This window comes from Pseudomonas sp. 5.2, from assembly GCF_059025405.1.
Window position 1 is genome coordinate 191,370 of the sequence record NZ_JBYBHH010000006.1, and the last position, 20,636, is coordinate 212,005.

13 protein-coding genes are annotated in these 20,636 nt (G+C 54.6%); 7 read left to right on the forward strand and 6 right to left on the reverse strand.

Annotated elements, in window-relative coordinates:
• Position 1 precedes the first annotated feature (1 nt).
• Positions 2–2,947 (forward strand): AAA family ATPase, encoded by a 2,946-nt coding sequence (locus AC5PZ0_RS11810; protein WP_493855009.1) that lies wholly within the window; start codon positions 2–4, stop codon positions 2,945–2,947.
• Between the two features lie 644 nt (positions 2,948–3,591).
• On the opposite strand, the gene AC5PZ0_RS11815 is transcribed toward AC5PZ0_RS11810, so the two are convergent.
• Entirely contained in the window at positions 3,592–5,190 is a 1,599-nt protein-coding gene (locus tag AC5PZ0_RS11815; protein ID WP_493855010.1) for an LA2681 family HEPN domain-containing protein, read from the reverse strand.
• 89 nt (positions 5,191–5,279) lie between these two features.
• Entirely contained in the window at positions 5,280–5,594 is a 315-nt protein-coding gene (locus AC5PZ0_RS11820; RefSeq protein WP_493855083.1) for a DUF7693 family protein, read from the reverse strand.
• Between the two features lie 259 nt (positions 5,595–5,853).
• Between AC5PZ0_RS11820 and AC5PZ0_RS11825 the strand changes: the two genes are divergently transcribed.
• The 6 genes from AC5PZ0_RS11825 to AC5PZ0_RS11850 all read left to right on the forward strand — a co-directional run bounded on the left by AC5PZ0_RS11825 (position 5,854) and on the right by AC5PZ0_RS11850 (position 13,973).
• Positions 5,854–7,971, forward strand: coding sequence for an ATP-dependent nuclease (locus AC5PZ0_RS11825; protein ID WP_493855011.1), 2,118 nt, complete (start codon positions 5,854–5,856; stop codon positions 7,969–7,971).
• Positions 7,968–9,971 carry a UvrD-helicase domain-containing protein gene (locus tag AC5PZ0_RS11830; protein ID WP_493855012.1) on the forward strand — a complete coding sequence of 668 codons (2,004 nt, stop codon included), beginning with the start codon at positions 7,968–7,970 and terminating at the stop codon, positions 9,969–9,971. Before AC5PZ0_RS11825 ends, AC5PZ0_RS11830 begins: the two co-directional genes overlap by 4 nt.
• 48 nt (positions 9,972–10,019) lie before the next feature.
• Positions 10,020–10,853, forward strand: coding sequence for a hypothetical protein (locus AC5PZ0_RS11835; protein WP_493855013.1), 834 nt, complete (start codon positions 10,020–10,022; stop codon positions 10,851–10,853).
• A 390-nt stretch (positions 10,854–11,243) separates the two neighbouring features.
• Positions 11,244–12,386 carry a hypothetical protein gene (locus tag AC5PZ0_RS11840; protein WP_493855014.1) on the forward strand — a complete coding sequence of 381 codons (1,143 nt, stop codon included), beginning with the start codon at positions 11,244–11,246 and terminating at the stop codon, positions 12,384–12,386.
• A 73-nt stretch (positions 12,387–12,459) separates the two neighbouring features.
• The gene (locus AC5PZ0_RS11845) at positions 12,460–13,479 is read left to right on the forward strand and encodes a hypothetical protein (RefSeq protein ID WP_493855015.1); all 1,020 of its coding nucleotides are present in this window, start codon (positions 12,460–12,462) and stop codon (positions 13,477–13,479) included.
• 116 nt (positions 13,480–13,595) lie between these two features.
• Positions 13,596–13,973: a DUF2513 domain-containing protein gene (locus tag AC5PZ0_RS11850; RefSeq protein WP_233687818.1), complete on the forward strand. Its 378-nt coding sequence runs from the start codon at positions 13,596–13,598 to the stop codon at positions 13,971–13,973.
• 95 nt (positions 13,974–14,068) lie between these two features.
• On the opposite strand, the gene AC5PZ0_RS11855 is transcribed toward AC5PZ0_RS11850, so the two are convergent.
• From AC5PZ0_RS11855 to AC5PZ0_RS11870, 4 genes are all read right to left on the reverse strand, one after another.
• Positions 14,069–14,380 (reverse strand): hypothetical protein, encoded by a 312-nt coding sequence (locus tag AC5PZ0_RS11855; RefSeq protein WP_493855016.1) that lies wholly within the window; start codon positions 14,378–14,380, stop codon positions 14,069–14,071.
• A 23-nt stretch (positions 14,381–14,403) separates the two neighbouring features.
• A complete protein-coding gene (locus tag AC5PZ0_RS11860) occupies positions 14,404–15,339 on the reverse strand; it encodes a hypothetical protein (RefSeq protein ID WP_493855017.1) in 936 nt (311 codons plus the stop codon).
• A 100-nt stretch (positions 15,340–15,439) separates the two neighbouring features.
• Positions 15,440–17,605 (reverse strand): KAP family P-loop NTPase fold protein, encoded by a 2,166-nt coding sequence (locus AC5PZ0_RS11865; RefSeq protein ID WP_493855018.1) that lies wholly within the window; start codon positions 17,603–17,605, stop codon positions 15,440–15,442.
• Positions 17,606–18,213: 608 nt separating this feature from the next.
• Positions 18,214–19,512 carry a tyrosine-type recombinase/integrase gene (locus tag AC5PZ0_RS11870; RefSeq protein WP_493855019.1) on the reverse strand — a complete coding sequence of 433 codons (1,299 nt, stop codon included), beginning with the start codon at positions 19,510–19,512 and terminating at the stop codon, positions 18,214–18,216.
• Positions 19,513–20,636 lie beyond the last annotated feature (1,124 nt).

Here is a 20,636-nt window from a genome sequence, read left to right on the forward strand (position 1 = left end):
AATGGCGCTGCCGCTCCCGGTTCTATGTGGTGATCAACCAGACAAGCAAGCTAATACTTCCTCAGTTGAGGTAGTGTTTGTATCGTACGCAGCATTCCTCGCGCTGCACCCCAGCCCTTCGTCGGCGCTAAGTATCCGGACTCAATCGCTCATGTATCAAGGTTTCCGTTGGTTCAAAGCCGACTTGCAGGTTCAGACCCCCGAAGATGGCAGACATTGGAAAGACCATGAGCTACGTCTGGGTAATCCACGGAGGCCCAAAATCGGAGGAGAAGCCAGCGCTGATGACATCAGAAGCAAAGCCAGAGTATTTCTCCGGCGCTGCCATGAGCTCGACCTTCAGATCATTGGCATCACCGATCACAATTTCTCTGGTGTGGAGGAACCTGAGGACTGGTTCCTAACTCACCTGGTGACTCTGAACAGACCAGTTGCTAAAGAGCTGGGCCGCGATCCGATCTGGATCTTTCCAGGGTTTGAGCTGGATCTCGGGTACCACGTGTTGTGTCTGTTCGAGCCCGCGCGAAAAACTGCCGATGTCCAGCGCGTAAACAAAGTGCTAATTGAGCTTGGCATGTTCGAGCGTGATCGATTTGAGAACGGGAAACCCGCGCTGCTTCCGCGCGACCGAGTCAATTTGCGCAAGCTACTGGACATAGTTCAAGGGAAGCATGGTGGGGTGGTCATTGCAGCCCACTCGGATCGAGAACGTGGTTTGTTCGAGGATTCCGCCAACCGGCAGGACTATCGCCAAAAGGATCTACTTGCAGTGGAGGTGACCCAGTATCCGCTGAGCACCAAAATGGCGAGCATCCTCAAGGGGCAGAGCAACGATTGGCGCAGGTTAGATAAGCCGCCTGCCTACGTGCAGTCCTCGGATGCAAAGTCACTCAAAACGGACAGTGAGGGGCGGCCTCTGCCCAATTCGTTGGGCTATCGCTACACTTGGGTCAAAAGCTCTGTCCCCTCAATCACGGCACTGAAGCAAGCCTTCGGAGATCCTCAATCGCGGCTTTCTTTGGAAGAATGCCGGCCGAGCGACACGCAAACCCATCCGCGAATTGTGTCGATTGAATGGAAGGGACTACGCAACCTTGAAGATGAGTCAATCTGGTTCTCTGAGAACCTGAATACATTGATCGGAGGCACAGGAACCGGCAAATCGACCATTCTTGAGCTTCTGCGTATCGGTCTCGGGAGGGATGAGGGTGATGCGCTCTCATCGCGTATCCAAGATAAAATCGATCGTGCGAAGAATGTCCTAGACGATCACAGCCAGTTACACATCACTTGGGAAGGGATGCCGGGTCAACGCGACGTCATCGCTTACACAAAGCAATCTGGACGAGTCCTGGTGGAAGGTGACGCGCACGACGTCGCGGCTTACCTTCGCCATTTCCCAGTGCAGTTCTACAGCCAACGGCAGCTATCAGAACTCACCATGCCTGACGGAGCTCTTCAACTGCTCCAAATGATAGACGAGGGCTGCTCTGCGGATCTGGATAGGCTACGGAACGAAGAATTCTCGGTGAAAGCGGAGATAGCCAGACTTTACGCTGCTCAAAATCAGCTTCTGGCACTGGACGTTGAGATCAACAACATCATCCAGGAGCTAACTGAAATCGATCGCGAGTGGCAGGCCCGTAAGGATGTCCAGGCGGAAGCGTCAAGCTATCTGCGTTCGCACTTTTCCAAGCGATATCAGAAGCAACTGCAGGAAGTGATGCGTGAAGACATTGCAGAGCTTCAAAAAGTCGTAGAGGCGGCGGCTCCAAGCTGGAACCCCGCTGAGGTAGCTCCGACCTGGCCGCATGCCGAATGGCTTACAGAAAAGACGATTGAAGTGAATCAGGCACGAGATGGATTCAAGCGCAGATTGATCGAATTACTGGCCGATATGGAGGCTTCATCAGATCAGCTCTTTGACGAAACGACCAAATGGCCAGCCATCAAGCGTGAGCTCGACACCACCTATACCACATTCGTTGCTGCCTGCGAGGAGCGTGGCCTCAAGCCTGAAGATGCGAGCCGCTTCCAGGAATTGGATCGGCTGAGACAGGCGAAACTGTCAGATCTGGATGGGAAGAGGAAAACTCGTGAACCTCTTCTGGACACTCCGACCGCGCTGAATAGGGCGCATGCGCGACTCCACGAGATATGGGCGAAAGAATTTGCCCTGCGTTCGGCAGTATGCGAACAGCTCACCGAACGTACTTCCGGTACCAGCCGCGTGACAATCAAGTACATGGGCGCTCAGGTCGGCTTCGATACGCTATGGCAACGATTGATACCTACTGACTCTAGGATGGCCCCAGTCTGGAAGAACATTGGCGACGCTTTTCGGCAACATTTCCTTTCCCAAGATCCAATTGCCGCACCCAGCCCATGGGCCCTTATCGGCTCGATGCTGCACAACGGAAAGCCGCTTCCAGGAGTGCTTGAACAGTTCCGGGGGGAGCTTCTTGCTCACATCCGTAGCTCAAGCGAGGCTTGGTTGACGCTGAATCTTGAGCGAATTCCTGACCTCGTGGACATTGAGCTGTATCGAACCGATCGCACGCTTATTGGTAGCCTGTCCAGCCATCGCCTTTCAGAGGGGCAACGTAATACCGCAGTACTCTGCATGCTGTTGGTAATGGGAGGGGGCCCTCTGATCCTGGATCAGCCAGAAGACGACGTCGATGTCAGCTTCGTTTACCACGAACTCGTGCCTCTCCTGCGTCGCGTGAAACTAAAGCGACAGCTTATCGTTGCAACCCATAACGTGAACATCCCTGTGAATGGCGATGCTGAATTCGTGCTGGCGCTCGAATCAGTAGCGGGGAAAGGTAGGCCACTCGCTCAAGGCGGGATGGACAGGATTGAAACCGCTAGAGCAGTCATGAACATCATGGAAGGGTCGCAGGAGGCCTTCATACAACGGCGAGAGAAGTACCACCTGGACTAAGTGTCTGCGCCATCAGCTGAACAAGGGCTAGGCAGACCACTGCCACCGTTCGCTCGTGCATCGCGCAGGCAGCCGCCGTGATGGAATGCCCCGTGATTCCGCCGCAATCGGGTTCGAGTTGAGCGAGCACCCCTGATATCCATTGAAAGGGCAGTATGACCTTATGGCGATGGCGATAATGCGCAGGGATACAGATGTACTCCTTCCGTACTTCAGGGAAATGGTCTTCTATGCGGCTCAACGTAGGACGGTCGATCGCTATCCTCTTTCCAGTTGGCATGGGGCCCAACAGTGGGATCTGCCAGTTCCCAAGAGCGCTTATCGACACAATACGACGATGCCATTTACCACTAAGGTGGCTGGGCGGGGCGAGGCGTTACTCATAAGCGTCCGGAAATGGGTGCGAATGGCTGTCGGATCGGGTGTCGTGTTATTCAGAATCATCCGAACCCAAGCTTTAACGTGTATTCGTAGCTCAACCCGCGGGGGCGAAAAAAGGTGAGCCATCTCCGCTGCGTGCGACTGAACGCATCCCTAATAGCCTGTGACCTAATCGATGGGGTAAGCCCGCGGCCAGCGAGCTCAAAATTTCTCTCTGTCGGCTGGTTAAGCCAAAATAGATGAAGGTGCAGTCGCCGCCAGCCTCAGGTTTTGAGGTCGTCCGGGTAGTCCTCGACTGGCAACTCTCCAACTGGGCCCTCAGGCTTATGCTGCGATTCCTCAAAATGCATTGCCAGGCACAGATAGATAAGCGCAGCCCTGGACAGCTTCAGCATCAGCAGGCTCTTCGCGTAGAGGTCATCCCTATCGAGCACAAATGCCAAGTGATCACTCCAGAGCCCAGAATGCTCGCCAATCCAATGGCAAGAATCCACGATTTTGGCGTACTTGTGCTCAAGGTGGTTTCTCAATTCATCAAGCGCCTGAGCATCAGGTCGAGCCACATCTTTTAGCTCCTTGAAGTAGATGTCCTGGGATACCCAATACAGCGCGCGAAGCGGAAGATTACGCGTGGATATGAATTCATCACGCACCACCCGCGGCTGGAGTAGGCGGCCATTTCTGTCCGATTTGAACCATACAGTCCGGAAGCCTACCGCCTTCTCGGGTATGCCCAGCTTCCAGTAGGCGTTGATAAAGTAGGCAAGCTTATCCAGCAACGAATAGGCGCTGCGATAGGCAGTCTTGATCTGTTCCAGACCCATGCCATAGAGCGCGTAATCGCAATTGAAAGCGAGTGACATGCCTCTGTCTGCCACATGACCGGGTTTGGCGTGATCCCCCAAATAAAGACAATGACGGGCGAACCCGTACTCCTGCTTCAGCTGGTTGTAAAAGCCGAGGTAAGTGATTCCAGCCTTGGCATCATGACCAGGTAATCTCAGGACGTCTTGAGCGGCGGCGGGGAACGCTCCCAGGTCGTTCATGGGATTAAGAAATAATTCTTCCTCAAGGCACCATCGCCGGTAACGCCGTTCCTCCTTCGAGGAGCCAAGCCTGTGCTCTAACAACTCCGCGTCACCCTCGTCGTCGACGGACTCGGCCAGCCTGTCGTGATGCCATTTGAAAAACTCTATCGCGTCAGGATAGGTCGCACCATCACGGCCCACGCCACCCTCGATGGCTGATGCCAGGTTGCGTCGGGCATGCACAAGGAGCCAATAGGTGTGACTGGGGTCGTAAAGCGCACTGCCGTATTGAGCCAAGCCAATGCCAAGGTTGCCCAGCGCCATACCCAGGATCGGATTGTCTTTCAAAGCGTTGCGCCATTCCCCGAGCGCCTCGATCCAACGTCCACACGCCCTGAGCGCATTGCCTAGATTGCAGTGGATTCTGGAGCGAATCATTGGTGCCAGCTCTTTAAAGCCTGAGTGCTGTACAGAGGCACGCAGGAAATAAAGCTGTTTGAGCAGAGCAGGGTGCTCAAGGGTATCGTCCGCCCAATCCTGCACCTCCAGCTTCCTCAGCTCGGCCCATGCATTGGAACACGAGTAGTAAACGAGACATCCGTTCTCCGGCTCGACGTGCGAAACCACTAAGTCTGCTAGCTGCGTCGCATGCCGCAAAATGCCCTCATCGGCGCCATCACCTGCCGCATCGATCAATGAGTCATAGAGGCGTCGAAGCCGAGGAGCATCACCTGGGCTGCCGAGCTGTTCATTCAATGCCTTCAGAAGGTGAGAGCAGTCGTCGGCGTGGGGTTCATAACCCTGCTGAGAAAAACGGCTGGCGAAATCGTCCATGGGCAATCACCGCGATGAGGAGCTGATTATCTTAGCTGCCTTAGCCGACCGCATACTAAGCCAAACCCCTGTCACTCTCTCATCGCCGGCTACGAAGCACTCAACAGCTTTTCAAGCTGCGCATTCTCCCAAGTGCTCAGTAACTCTACCGGGTCAGTGCTGTACGACTGCGACGAATTGAAAACGTATGCGCGGCCATCAGGGCTGTAGCAGCTGTTGCAGTAATCGAGGGCGTCGCAATCGTTGTAGAACGTGAGCACCCAGCCGTCGGCCTCGACAGTCATCAAGCCACAGTAGATCTCAGCCCACGACTGCTGGCCAATGCGGCGCATCGTGCGAATCCCCAAGGCAATGTCTCGCAGGATTTGATAGGCCTCGCGGGCTGTTAGTGGGTTTGCTGCCAAACGAAAATTCCTGTGCATATTGGGGCTTTCGGCCTGTTCGCGCTCGGCCTGGGCCGACAGCATGGTAAATGAAACTTGGCGTCTTGGGCGGGTTACGCGGCCATCAATTTGGACTGAACTGATACCCGCGGCGGCTACACGACCAGGCGGGTATGCCGAATGACCAAGCCCCCGGTAGGAACCGGCCGAATCGTCTGGCCCCAGTGGATTTTTCATGGCATATAGCTAGCACATCCAGGGAGGGATGGTGTCGGCCAGGTTGACGCTCAGCAAACCTCTCCCTGCCACTGAATCAGGTGAGGGCAGCGCTGTGTATCTTTCGGCTTTGAAAATCGAAAACTTCCGCCAGTTCGGCCAAGGCGGTCATGCGTTGAACATCCAGTTCAACGAAGGCGTGACTGCCCTCGTAGGTGAAAACGATGCGGGCAAGACCGCGGTCATCGATGCGATTCGCTACGTTCTGCAGACACGTGATGCTGAGTATCTCAGGCTACAGATCGAGGATTTTCACATCGCCAACGATGGCACCCAGGCGGAAGCCATCACCCTCAGGTGTACGCTGGAAGGATTGAGCCCCGCCGAACTCGGCGCTTTCGCTGAGTACGTGACCTACAAGGGTGGCGTTGGAAGGCTATACATTCACTGGTCGGCTCGCCGCATCGTTGCCTCTGCCTCCACCCGTAAATGGGTCGACATCTCGATTCGATCGGGTGAAAACGGAGAAGGCCCATCTTTGGACGTGGGTGTACGGCAACTACTGGCCACCGCGTACCTGAAACCGCTGCGCGATGCAGAACGAGAGATGTCGCCAGGCAGAAATTCCCGCCTGTCTCAAGTACTGAGTAGTTTCCCGAATATTGATGCCGGCAGTGCCTTCGATCCTGCGGCGCTTCCAGCTGACCTCGCTGACGCGGAAGCCCTCAGCATTGCAGGCATGGGTGACTATCTTCGCCACCTGGTGAACAGCCACGGCGCTATTGTCTCCGCGCAGAAGGAAATCAACGACACCTACCTGCGTCCGCTCTCCCTTGCTGGCCAGCCACTGACAAGTCGCATTGGTTTCGGGGAGGCGGGAACGGATCCTGCCAAAATCAAGCAGATCCTGGAGCGCTTGGAACTGGGGCTGCTGGATCACGCAACAGGTGAAGCCCGCGGCGTTTATGGGCTGGGCTCAAACAACGTGCTGTTCATGGCCTGCGAACTACTGCTGCTCGGTAAAGAGCCCGACGGACTTCCGTTGCTCCTCATCGAAGAGCCAGAAGCGCACCTACATCCTCAGCGCCAGCTCCAGTTGATGGAGTTTCTGGAGGCTGCGGCTCAGCCAGTTACAGGCTTGAGGCCGGTTCAAGTCATATTGACCACGCATAGCCCCAACCTGAGCTCGAAAATTCCGTTGCAGAACCTGGTTCTGATGCAGCGGCAACAGGCGTTCTCCCTTGCAGAAGAACAAACCTGCCTTGCTTCCGACGACTATCGCTTCCTCAGCCGTTTCCTGGATGTGACCAAAGCTGGGCTTTTCTTCGCCAAGGGGTTGCTGGTCGTGGAAGGCGATGCCGAAGCCATTCTGCTGCCTTCACTTGCTCGGCGACTTGGCAAAGATCTCACCAAGCATGGCGTATCGATCATCAACGTGGGCGGTGTTGGTTTGCGGCGGTACTCGAAAATCCTGCAGCGAAAAGACACCTCCAAGGGCGAGATATCCGTGCCTACCGCCTGCATTACTGACATGGACGTGATGCCGGATTGTGCACCCGAAATTTTGGGCCTGAAGGGAGTCAAAGGGGCTGTATGGCCAGACAAAGCCGATCGACGCTGGCGCGCGAAGAAAGACTTCGGTGCCACTGCCCCTGACCTTGAAAAAGGACTTAAGGATCACCGCGATAAGCGAGCAGAAAGTGACGGGCAATGCGTGCGCACATTCGTTGCGGATGACTGGACGCTCGAGTACGACCTGGCGTTCAAGGGGCTTTCGAAGGAAGTCCACCACGCCGCATACCTGGCCATCAATGAGGAAAAGATCGACGAAGGCAAGGAGACCAAGGTCACGCTGCTGAAGAAGGCGCAGACAGCTTTCGAAAAGATCCAGAACACCCATGCCACCGAGGATGCAAGGTGTTCCGCGATCTACAAACTGTTCAAAAGAGCTTCTAAAGCGATCGCAGCACAGCACCTGATCGATTTGATCGACCAGCGGTTTGAAAACAAAACACTGGACGGTACGACGCTGCGTGGGCTGCTGCCCACTTATGTTGTCCACGCGATCGAGTACGCAACCGGAGGTGCCGCACTGACTACAACCTCCAGCCCGGCTCACACTCTCGTGGTGCCGGCAGCACCAGCAAGCTCAACTGATCCGCTGGAAGAGGTCGCCGAATGACGCTTAGCAAACTGGTTGCCCCCATCACTGATGCCGATGTGGATTGGGTCATCAAGCTCATGGGGCTGGAAACGCTGGACGAGCCTCGTCGTGATTTCTTGAAATCCATGGATACCATCGATGTAGCGGCTTGCCCAGGGAGCGGCAAAACGACCCTGGTCGTGGCGAAATTGGCCATCCTGGCTCGTCACTGGAAGAGCCGTATGCAGGGTATCTGCGTGCTTTCACACACCAACGCGGCCCGGGAAGAGATCGAGAAACGCCTCGGCGGTACGGAAGTAGGGCAACGGCTGCTGCGCTTCCCTCACTATATCGACACCATCCATGGTTTTACCGGACGATTCTTGGCTTCGCCCTGGTTGCGATCAAAAGGGATTGCGCTGCAGGCCATTGACGATGACCTCACGCATAAGGCGCGCCGGAGAAAGCTGACGGATAGCGAGCATTTCGGTGCAAAGACGGCCTTTGAGATGAAGCACAAAAGCCTCCACAGCTTGCGAGTCCGGTCTGCCGATTTCGATCATCCTCTCGGGGATGAAGACATCGGTTTTGCGCCACACACCGCCACCTACAAAAGTGTGGTGAAATCGCTGAGCGGCGCTGCCAAGGCGGGTTATTTCTGCTTCGATGAAGTGTTCGTGCTGGGCCACGCCTTACTAGACCAAGAACCGGCTGTGGGCGGCGCATTGCGTCTGCGCTTCCCGTGCGTATTGATCGATGAGATGCAGGACACTCAACCTGACCAGGCGGGCATACTGCAACGGGTTTTTCCCCACGATGACCCAGATGTTCGCGTCGTCCGCGTTGGCGACCCAAATCAGGAAATCTTCGAGAAGAAGACACCACTGTCGGATCCGTTCCCTGACCCAAAGCGTCAGCTGGAGATCGCCAGTAGCTTCCGCTTTGATCAGGCCATTGCGTCGATTGCCAACCCGTTTGCCTATGTCCCGATCTCAGATGGCTTGAAAGGGCTGCGGGCTGAAGGGGAACCCAGCACCATCCCGAACACGATCATCGTCTTTCCGGACAAGGATGCAACTGGAGTGCTGGACGAATTCGGCAAGCTGGTGCTGAAACATCTACCGGAAGATATCCGCGAGAAGGGTGTGTTCGCCGTCGGCGCCGTGCATCGCCTTGAGAACTTCAAATCCAACCAGTACCCGAAAGCCTTGGAGCATTATTGGCCATCCTATCGCTCTGACACGACCAAGACATCGTTCAAGCCCCGCACATTCGCCGAGGGCGCACATATCGCACGTCGCTATGCGATGAAGGAGCCCACGGCCAATTCCGCCGTCGAGCTGCTGGCCTCGTGTCTGATCAACCTAGGTGAGCTGGCTTTCCCTCGTAGCCTGGTTCAGATACGAGGTCGGCACCAAGCCGCTGTACATGAGAAATTCACGACCAAGCCTGAAGCCTTCGCTCAGTACCGCGAGTGTCTCCAGCAAATGCTGTTTGTGCCGTCCGAAATCACTCAGCAGGACTGGGTCAAGGTCATCGCACCGAAACTCATGGCGCTGGCTGCCGCGCTCTATGATTCTGAGGGTGTGGCAGCTGAAATCCTGGGCCGCCAATACCTTGCCTATGAGCCAGCTCCGGTTGCCACCGAAGCCGGAGAGACAGGGGGCACCCTTGTAAACACCTACCGGTTCCAGGATGTCTCCGCCGGCGTCGATATCCGGATGTCATCCATTCACTCGGAAAAGGGCAAGACACACGCCGCGACGATAATTTTGGAGACCTTCAGGGGCAGTCACTTCATCCAGAAACTCATGCCATGTCTTGAGGGCAAAAAAGCAGCTACCAAGAGGCCTCAGGAAACAGCGAAGAAAGACATGATGCTGATGTACGTCGGGATGACCCGTCCGTCGCACATGCTGTGCTTGGCCATACGGCAGAGTTCACTGGGGGAGGGCGCTACTGGTGTAAAACGCAAGGCAGCGCTTGAGAAAGCTGGCTGGTCGATTCTGGAGCTTACAGCGTCAGCACCTGCCCCTTAGTCACCGACCGCCACTGTGCGAACAGTAAAGCCCGGTGCTTTGCCATGAATGACCAACAGCAAGGACGCAGCAATAATGAAACCCGAGATGTCAGAATTTTCCTACGGCTTCGCCTTCACCAACGAGCTGATCACAGCGCCTGGCGCTCATGTAGTGGCTGCTCCCGAGTTTCCGTCGTTGCAGAAGGAGGGGAAACCGGGTGGTGGCTACGACGTCAAGATTCCTTTCGGATCGCCACTGTTTCTGCAGTTCAAGCTGAGCCATCGCTTGGAGCGCACAAACTGTAAGGAATACACGCTGATGGGGGGCGCCTACTACCGTTGGCACCTGCATGCGTTACGGCATTCCGCGCAGCATGATTTGCTACTTGAGCTCGAAAGCCTGGGCAGCGAAGTCTACTACGTGGCCCCTGCGTTCCATCTAAGCGCCGAGCTCAATACGCATTACCTGTCGAAGCAGATCATCGACAACTCGTTCGGGTTCCGCCCCAATGATATCGGTGTGCTGCCTGACGACGATGAGCACTACGTCGTGTTCAATAGCCGCCCTGTGGCCTACCGATGTTCGGATAACCCATCGCAAGTCAAAACCCACATGATGGGTGATCTCCTAGGTACCTCCCGGGATCAGCGAGCCAGCCGGGATCTGAATGAGGGTGGGATTCGCCAACTTGGCCAGTTGATCGTCGATGCGCTTCGTAAAAGCAGAAGCCGGCGCCTCATCGGGCACAAGTCGGTCAATCCAGATGAGGTCGCGCGAGCAATCGATGCCCAGCCTACGCTTCGCACGCTTGCATTTATTTCGCGCACAGTCTTGGACTCCGAGCTGCTCATCGTCAGAAATGAGCCAACGGCGAAGCGCATCCTTCGCAAGCGAGGGTAGGTGGGTAATGTGTCGTTTGGGCCCTGGACTCCAGCTGCAGTCTTGAAGGGTTCCCCACGACCGAGCAAATGTTGAGTGCTGGGGAGCCTCATTCGCATTCGGCTGGGCAACCCACTGCCTAAGATCGGGATTAAAAAAACTAAGCTTTACCTTAGTTTTTGCGGTTTTTGTCACGGTTGGCTAGAGAATCTTATCTATGGCTTAGTTTTTACCCGCTGCACCAAGGCGATCGGGTGAACGGATCGACTACGAGAGCCGCAAATTCCCATCTGCTTCGCCTTCGACAAGGCATCACTAGACGTCCAGTGCAGAGAGTGGCATCAGACCCAGTTGATCATTCCTCGGTGGATTAAGATCATTCAGCCAATGACAAAGTGAAGGGAGGGGGCTATGCCAGTAGTGTTCTTTCTGCCGTGGGTAGCGGTTGCTGAAGAGCTGCGGATCGCTGATATGTGCTTGATGCCTTACGAGCGGGGGCGACTACCTGGCGAGCTTCTGGGCATCCCGCAGGCAGCTTTCGATGGTGTCTTGGGCAACTACGGCGACCGGGGATTCGGTTCTCAGCCCTCTCATCCAGTCCATCAGGCAGCACTTATCATCTGGAACGATGACACACCTGGCATGGAGGTTTCGGACGCTCAGATCCAGCAGCGCTTGGTGCAGAGTTACTATCTTGCGTTCTCAGCCTTGGCAGGCCGATCGCTATGCTCAGCGTTCGAGTACTACAACGCCGACACACTCCAGGTCGTCGCGCAGCGATTTGATATCGCCTCACCGGCTCACTCCTGTATGACCACCCGCCGGCGTGACGGTAGAACGCAAAACATGCTGGCGGGGAGTGGAGGGCTCAAGTTCATTCGGCCGTACCACGTCGACAATCGCGCGAGGATCTCGATCCACACGCCACTGCTCGAAGCACTGTTCAAGATACCTGACGGGGAACTAAAGGAACGCATAGACGAGACGATCGTGTCCTTTCTCAAGGCCAACACCGATGCCCCATCCATGGATGAGCGATCCGAGCTGATTCTGATGAGGGTTGCCATAGACACGCTGCTCAACGTCCCACATGACAAAGCTGCCTTCCGCAAGGCCATCAACGAGCACTTCGATGAGCTACCGAACCCGCCCATCTGGCATAACGGGAGTCTGGGCGAATCTTGGTGGCGCGAGCACTGGGACAAAAACGTAAATCGCCCGCTCGACGCCTGGGTTCATGATTTCTGTGCCGCTCGCAACGCCGCAGCTCATGGCCCCGCAAATGGTGAGAAGGGAAGCATCTGGGCTCGCCATAACCACCTCATTTTATCCACCTGGTTATTGCCCCTGATCGTCAAAAAGCTACTTGTCCAAGCGGGTCTTTACGAATTTAGCGCCGAGGACAAGGTCGCCCGGGTGGGGTTTGAAGTCTTTCTGGCCCATGATCTGCTGGCAGCCACCGACGAGCATGAAAACAAGGTCTGGTGGCAGGTAGCTGAATCCGCGCTTTTCCTGCCACTCTTCGCAGAGCGATTACGCCAAGCCTGTGAATGAGGGCTACAGCCTCAGCAGCGATCGCAATTCTGAAACAAGTGCTACTCCAGTCCACACCTCAGTAGAGACCGACATGTCCTTCACTCACGCGCATCAGACAGCAATGGCGCAGCAGCGCAACAGGGGGCGGTGCCTCCACTACGAAAATGGGGCCCGCTGCGACGCCATCATCTCCGCGCACTCAATTCAGAAGGGTGGCCAGCTCAACATGATCGTAGAGCAAGGTCATGTCTATCAGCTGTCCGCCGATCTCACCACGTTGAAATCCTCCGGGGGTAAGCCTCAACTGAAGAAATTGGGCATCAACAAGGTGTCCACCTTCCGTGGCATGTGCAAGCACCACGACAACAGGTTGTTCGCACCGATCGATGACAGGCCACTGGCATTCGATCACGAACAGGTTGCTCTCTATGCCTACCGCAGTATTTGTCGTGAGTACTTCGTCAAAGAAAACGCCGCACGCTCTCTAGCAGCGATGATCGACCACCCTGAAGTACCTCAGGCAAATCGCCAAATGCTGGTGGACTCAGCTCAAGGGCAGGCATTTGGTTTTCAACACCTCCACCGACACAAGCTCATCTACGATGCAGCGATATCACAAGGCAATTTCGCGGAGTTTCGATTCATCGTTTTTCGGTCGAGATCCCCTTGCTCGATACAGGCCTCAGGGCTGCTTTTCCCTGATTATGACTTTCTTGGTCGCAAGCTCCAAGATCTGGGGCCTGAGACCGAGGCGCTCGACTTACTGACATTCTTTACCGCCCCCACGCAGGACGGTTGGGCGTATGTGCTCGCCTGGCATCAGTCGAGCGACCAATCCTGTCAGTGGGTGCGCGAGTCCATGCAGGAAAGGTTTATCCAGGGTGCAAAGCTTGAAGATATGCTGATGCGGCTTTCACTGGCCTGTGAGAATCATGCTATCCGAATCTCCTGGTGGGACGGTTTACCCCTATCGGCCCAGAGTGCAGGCCTTACCGCACTGTCTGTGGGGACTGATCCAAGAGTAGTAACACCACCAGACTACCTGGCTCATGGCTGTGAAGGCCTTGCTGACTGGACGTTTGAATATGTCCATGACGGTGCAGCAATTTAAACCACTCGATCTTCCAGATAGGCATGGATGCCCTCACTTGGGCTTTAGGACTGACCTATCGGGAATTTGGGCTCGAAGAGGCCGGCTGAACGAGATGATCGTACAGAGAGTACGCGATGAGATTGAACAAAGAATTGGTTCGAGAAATTTTGCTAGCAGTCGAAGCGAGCGACAAATCACCACGCTCTTGGATAAACGTTTCTAGTGAAGGGCACGGAGAGGAAGTGATCGCATACCACGTGATGCTGCTTGATGAAGCCGGCCTGCTTGTAGCTCAGGATCTCAGCTCCATGAGCAGGTTCGACTGGAGACCCAAACGTCTAACTATCAGTGGTCACGAATACCTCGACACCATAAGGGACAACGAGGTCTGGCGCCTTACCAAGGCTGGGGCTGAGAAAGCCGGAGGAGCGAGCCTGGCAATCATGCTTGAACTCGGAAAAGCCTATGGTAAGCAGGTGCTCAAGGATCGCCTAGGAATAGACATCCCTTGATGATCCCACGCCACCGCTGTGCAGTGCTGACAATGGACAACGGCTCAGAACCGCGCGGGTAATCAGGCTAAAAACTGAGCCTGACATCCGCGAGGTTACCGATCGTAGGTGTTACCACCAGTACTGATCTTGTAGATGGTTTCGGAGTAGGGCAGACGCGCAATGATGGTGGTAGCGTTCACCACAGCTCCCATCGTCATGCCACGGCAAAGCAAGTTCACATAGCCCTGGATACGAACGCACATCGCATCAGCGCTATCGATGAAATTCGTCTTGTTGAGGCGAAGCATGATGACTGTCCGCCCTTCGGGTACCGCTCCAATAGGCGGTACTGCGAAGATAGTGATCTGGGTGTAAACGACCAAACAGAGGAGGGCGATGCCCGCTGCGATTAAAACCTTTTTCATGGAGTGAGAGTCCTATCTCAGAATCAATCGATGCGCTTAACGATGCCGAACCGGCCTTCTTTGAAATCACTAGCCCGGAGCACAGCGGGAGCAGCTTGGTCACAGCTGTAGGTCGCGTAGCTCACCGGCGGTCTTCCGAATCGATCCGAGCTACGGTCAGCGCAACCTGAGGAGGAGGCTACGATGTACAGCGGCTTAGTGATCGCTTCGTTCGGAACTTGAAGCCCCATGGAGAAACGGATGCTTGCCTTGTGAGCAAAGTCGTTAGCGTCGTCGTGGTAGTTACCCAGGAAGGTCGCATAGCTGCTCCAGCTAACGAACTCAAAGCCCATGACACCCAGCCGCTTAAGCTCACCACCGTTTGATGCGTAAACGATCAGAGGGGCCAGGCGGGGATCTTTGCTCTTGGATGAGTAGGTCACCTTCGCAGTGATGTACCGAGAGCCGCGCTCAGCTGATCGGTACTCATACTCGTCACCGTGGTCGTTGAAGCTCCATTGGCCGGCCAATTGAGCAGACTGAAGCGAGACGGCGCTGTCGTCCGCGGTGAACGAGCCTTTGACCGGGATCGCTTTCATCCCAAGAGCCGCCAGTCGGCGCTCCTCTTGTTCCTTAGCTTCGCGATCCTTGACCATTTTTTGCAAAAGGCCATTTCCGATCGCAGCTTCAGCGGAGTCGGCGTAGCGGGAGGTTAACGATGCCAAGGCTGCTTTCGCGGTTGTCTCGTCCCCGGCATCCACAGCCTTTCTTACCTGGGCTAAGAACACTGCCGGTGTCTCTTTGAGAGCCTTATTTTCCTGTTCGAGCTGGGTGATCCTGGTTTTCGCAGCTGCAACCTGTGCTTGCAGAGAACTGACGTCCCCGCGAAGGCTCTCCGCCTGCTTTCTGTAGGCTTCGCCACCATCTCCACATCCCGTAAGGGAAAGAGCCATACAAGAAACCAGCAAACCATTCCTCACGAAGCACTCCTCGGGCATTCCTCGTAGCAAGACTGGCAATTTAACATCATTCCGCAACCGCCGAAACGTAATGGTTTTCCTAGAGAGGAACCCCAGTTAATCATCTGCTTGCGTCGGTGCCGTCCACGCCATAAAGGGGCTTGCCGTCTAGCACCGATTGCCATGCTGCACGCGCTGGATAGGCCAGGGTTTCATCTGCGAGTCGCTTGGAAGCATGCTGACGCAGGGTCTTCAGTGGGCAAAATGCTTTGGTCACTCCCTCATCACTTGGCAGGGCGTAGGCTTGGCCGTTGCTCGAATCCCAACTGTTACGTAGGAAGTGGAGAGCGAACTGATCAAGAGACTTTTCGGACGCTTCCACGATACGGAAGATTTTCCTGCATGCTTGAGAATCAAGGCGCGCAAGTGTCCAGAGAACACGACTTGGAAGGTTGACCTCAAAAAATCGCTTCTCCTCTGTCGCGTTCAGCACGTTTTGAGCAAAGGCTTGTATCACAGCGTCCTTGTTGTCCTGTTCAAGCAAAAGATCGCTGTCGTACCTCCTTTGATTCGGTACGTAGCTCACTCGAAGCAACTCGGCCGCGCAGCTCAGTGCGTATGGGTCAATAGCCACTTGGGTGTAGATTGCTGAGGCGCTCATGGAGTCAAAGGAAGCTGTAAGCAGCTTAATCTGTCGCAAGGCGAGGTCGTCAGGGCTCATTCCAAAGACCCCATCACGGTGTCTTCCACGCTTTACAAAAACGGAAGAATCAACAAGCCGAGCGAGCGATACACAAACGCTTGAAATATCGTCGAGTTGATCGCTCGGCAAAGAGGAACCGATTTGGCCGAGCATGTCCATAAATTCATGGCACACGTCAGGAGTGAGAGAAGCAACTATGTTCTCCCGCTGGGCGGGATTTTCTAGATACTGTCGAGCTGTCTTGATGCTCACATCACCATCTGTTATGCCCAACTGCAGCGCGACGAGCAGCCGTGAAGGATCTGAAATCACTCCATCAGTGTACTTACCGTCGCCCATTGAGAAGCCTTCTTCTGCCGCTGCCACCTCAGGAAACAGGAAATGAACGACTTTACGAATTGCGTCAGTGCGTCCGTGTGCATATGCAGTTGCTCGCTCAGCTGAGCCGTCAGCGACAAGCTTTGTAGAATCACCAGGCCCAATCTCACTTGGCAGACGCCCCACGAACAGCTGTGGCTTAATCCTCAACAGCTCATACACCTGCGGGGCTTTCACCGACAACGCAGCTAGCCCAAGGATGTCAGCAAACACAATCTCACCCCGTAGAAGGGGCTCAATCATTCGCACAGCATTGAATACCCGGGCAAGATCTCGGGGCTGCTCCAACAAGTCCCGTAACCCCAGTTGATACAGGAAGCCCAGCCGCTTGGTTTGCCCCTCGAAGTACGTTTGGATCGCCTTCGGATCAAGACTCCCGACAGCCGAGTCAAACAGCTTTGACCGGGCGCTCAAGGATAGGTTTGGCAGCGGCATCCTGACTTGAACGATCTTGTCCAGGTACGAGCTCGACTGAGGAACCTTAACGCTTGAGAGAGCTGCAGTAACGTACGCGGAATCCCAAGCCACGACATATCCGACCCTTGGCAGTCCCCCGACTGCTTTGATGATTCTGATCATCTCAAATACTTCAGCAGGGAAAAGACGGTCGACATCATCGATGAAAACTATGACAGGGCGATCAAAGCTCCTAAGCGCCGCCTCAACTCGCTCCTTTTGCTCCTCAAGGTCAGGCGATTTGTACTCTGCAACGGCTTCACTGGCATCGCCTGCCGCATCCATTACCGACTTAACCAGGGACGCCCACGGCTCCACGCCTGGTATGAGTTTTAGGACATCAAAAACCTTTGAGTAAGCTTTGAGCTCTTTGGCTACCTTCCGGCCATCCTTGCTGTGATCGCCCAATTTAACGGCCTTAGCTATGCTGGCGAGAAACTGGCGGAGCAGGGCATCCTTGTCGCCAACCAGCCAGGGGTTGAAATGCACAATCACTGGCTGACGCTTCTTGTCCTCACGGTTGAGAAGTGCCTGAATCATCGCGAGAACTGAGCTTTTTCCGCTTCCCCATGGGCCTTCGATTGATAGCACGAAGCCCGACGTCGAAGGCACTTTACGAAGCGAGGAAGTAGCGATTTCAGCAAACCCGACTCGGGATAGCTGATCGGCGCCGAGAGCAGATTCGGGTAGGAGAGGGGTGTCGAAATCAATTCCCTCAACATGCGAGGCTGCTGCGAGCTGCTTGCCCATATTTGCTCCTTTCAGGAGCGCATAGGCCCCATGCGCGAAATCAAAAGGCCAGCATAGGGTATTTGGGAAGCAGTCGAAAGTAGAGCAGACACACTACCTAGCCGAATGATCAGGCTGCCGAAGGTTAGCTTCTAGATTCTGGCCTTTGCTGCGGGCTGCTCTGAAGTTCACAGCCGAGGGCCTTGCCGTAGATTATCTCGTGTCAATTGCACCTTCGGTGCTCGTAGACACCGGCTGCCGAGGATTGATGCCGGCCTGGCCGAGGCCAAATCCTGTCTGATGCTCAATGGAGATGGTCAATCGCCCGCGGAGTTGATTGAGGGCTTTTAGCATCGACATATGCATATCCCGGATTCGCTCACTGGGGGGCGTTAGGGGCAGGCCCGAATTTTTTTGAATTTGGCGCATGCGCGATGTTTAGTTAAAGCGTCATCCAGCATAGGGCTCAACCGCTCCGCATCCCTCTTAACATCCGCACGCGCGGTATTAGGCTGCATGTAGCCCCTTGCCGGGCTCTCTTCAAGCATCTGTAACGAAAAGTCCTTCAAAAAAAGCGTGCTATACACCTTAGAGAACATTAGTACTCCACCGGCATGGCCGACCTGGCGTCAGCCTCTGTCCCGCGTCCCTAATCGTTTCACCGACAGAGCCCGCTCTTGGTCATGCGAGTGATAATAGGTGTTCTGGGTGGTTGCCAGGTTCGAGTGACGCAGGTCGTACTGAAGATCCTTGGCGTTTCTGAATGGCGCGTCGAATGTAGCCGAAGTATGACGAAGCCAATGAGAGGATGCCACCCGTAGGTTATCCATTTCGTAAGGCTCACGTCCTTCATCACGCATCCGTACCAGCGCGTTATCGAAAACGGCTTGGAGGAGGGAGCGTACTTGCCGGTCAGAAAGGCCTGCGCGCCCACTCAACGTTTTAAGAAGGGGCGTTTTCTCCTGGTAGCTCGGCAATGGGCTCAGTCCAATGAATGTGCGATAGCGTTTTAGGTACTTTTCCACGTACTCATCACGCACTGCAATTTTGCCGGACTTGTTTCCTTTACCCACCACGTGGAACCACCAGTTTCCATCGGCATCGAGACGAAAATCACCCATGGTGGGCTGCCAGTTGGAGCGCCCAACTATGTCCGATATGCGTAGATACATGCTGAACATCGTAAGGAGAATGAAAAGAGTGCGCTCATGCTTTTCGGGCTTAGCCGCCGCCATCGCTTCTGCTGTATCAATTACGTAGTCCCATTGCAAAGGGGTTAGGGCGCGGGAAGAGTTGGATTCCTGCTGCGATGAACTGTACTGTCCTTTTTTTGTGACCTTGCGAAACGGATTGGAACTGGCAAGCTCTTCTTCGACCAAATACTCGAAAAATCCATTTGCAACCTTGAATACGTTGCTCATGCTGCCTTTCGAAGAGTGATAATCTGCAGCCTGAAACACATCAGCCTCCTCAAAAAGCGTCCTACTTTGTTTAAGCACGCGCTGGGTAAAAGGTTTCCACTTGGGATTAGGAACCAGTTCCGAGTCCGAGTCCAAAGCATCATCTTGTTTGGGGACAAAACGATTGCGGATAACGGGGCCAATCCAACAGGCAGGAGGGTTTTTGCAGAACTCCAGAAATGCTTCCGCATCAAGCCTTTTCAGTTCAGTAACTGGTTTCTCACGGATGATCAGTGACCACAGAAGCAGGCGTTCAACGTGTCCACGGTAGGTGCTGTACGTGAGCGCGTTCTCTGCATAGCACCTTAGATAGCCGCGTGCGACCAGGAAGCCTGGGATGGCGTTGAGTTCCGGTGCGAAGCGCTCCAGATACTGCTCGGCGCAGATCATTGATGGCCGGCCCAGGGTGAAATCTTGATCTATAAAGTCACCGTGAGACTCAAAGATTGGCCGGGGAGTGCAGGTCATCTAACTTACCGAAAATAGTTGGCCTTATCTAGCGATTGGATACTTCCTAATCTGGCTGTTTTAGGAAGTTTTTAGCTTCCTCTGCCGACATCTCAATCGCCTGGCCGAGTTAATGGGATCTGTGGATGGTATCCCCAAGTTAGCCCAGTCGCAACCTCAACGACACCATGCCCATTCATCCGCAAATTTCTGAGCGAGACTTGACATATTGTTTATAGCGGGCTAAGAGAGTTTGATCGCTGCCTTTTTAGTGGGCAGGTGTCGAAAGGACTTCTGCGATTACTGATATATGCCATGAATTGCCATTTTTCTTGCTGAAATGATACTTCCACTCCGTAAATACGGACAGACGGTCTGTCAGGCCATATTTCAAAATACCTTTATCGCGAACCAAAATGGCTGAGTATTTGACTGTATATTGACAGTTAAAGAACAAAGGCGTCGACTGAAGGAAAGTATCCACATTAAAGCTACTTTTTCCGCGTTCGGAAAATGTCCGCATTGATTGCAAAACGCCCTGAAGTCAAGAAAACCGGCGGCAAGTCTTCATGAGCCCTCGCCGGGCTCTTGGAAAGTGTCCAGATTATCGTCGGATTCACGCACAAAGAACGGTAGGAATGATTTTGAGCACTAGGGACTTCGAAAACACCGCAGTGCAAGCCTTTGCTGGGCAGGACGGCTGCAGACCTTGATTCGCCTAGCTTTGAGATGGTCGAGCAAGTGCGCGATCGCATTGGCGGGAATAGCGTACAGATGCCAGTACCGCTCGAGATGTCGGGAAGTGTCCAGATTATGCAACTCGATGCGCGCTACGGAAAGTATCCGCATTAGCTGCAAAAAACGCTAGAAGGCACGAATTTCCTCGTCTGCAGGGTTGAAGTCACACGCGCTGAGTAGGTCAAGAGTGTCCAGATAGCGGAAAAAATGAGAGCAATGGTTCCAACGCTCGTTTTGTTTGGATGCCTAGTAAAATCAGGGGGTTAGGGAGAACGCACAGGAGCGACAGTGTCCATATTTCGTAGGATTGACTACCGGCTTGAGCAATGCCGAAGCGCTGGAGGCCTTATAAATAGTGGGCTCCAGGGCTGTAGGGGGTGTAAGTGTCCGCAAAACGCGACGGTGAC

Coding starts and splice junctions, on each gene's coding strand:
- AC5PZ0_RS11830 (WP_493855012.1), top strand. CDS start 7,968: ATGACGCTTAGCAAACTGGTTGCCCCCATCACTGATGCCGATGTGGAT.
- AC5PZ0_RS11865 (WP_493855018.1), bottom strand. CDS start 17,605: ATGGGCAAGCAGCTCGCAGCAGCCTCGCATGTTGAGGGAATTGATTTC.
- AC5PZ0_RS11810 (WP_493855009.1), top strand. CDS start 2: ATGGCGCTGCCGCTCCCGGTTCTATGTGGTGATCAACCAGACAAGCAA.
- AC5PZ0_RS11855 (WP_493855016.1), bottom strand. CDS start 14,380: ATGAAAAAGGTTTTAATCGCAGCGGGCATCGCCCTCCTCTGTTTGGTC.
- AC5PZ0_RS11815 (WP_493855010.1), bottom strand. CDS start 5,190: ATGGACGATTTCGCCAGCCGTTTTTCTCAGCAGGGTTATGAACCCCAC.
- AC5PZ0_RS11850 (WP_233687818.1), top strand. CDS start 13,596: ATGAGATTGAACAAAGAATTGGTTCGAGAAATTTTGCTAGCAGTCGAA.
- AC5PZ0_RS11870 (WP_493855019.1), bottom strand. CDS start 19,512: ATGACCTGCACTCCCCGGCCAATCTTTGAGTCTCACGGTGACTTTATA.
- AC5PZ0_RS11840 (WP_493855014.1), top strand. CDS start 11,244: ATGCCAGTAGTGTTCTTTCTGCCGTGGGTAGCGGTTGCTGAAGAGCTG.
- AC5PZ0_RS11835 (WP_493855013.1), top strand. CDS start 10,020: ATGACCAACAGCAAGGACGCAGCAATAATGAAACCCGAGATGTCAGAA.
- AC5PZ0_RS11845 (WP_493855015.1), top strand. CDS start 12,460: ATGTCCTTCACTCACGCGCATCAGACAGCAATGGCGCAGCAGCGCAAC.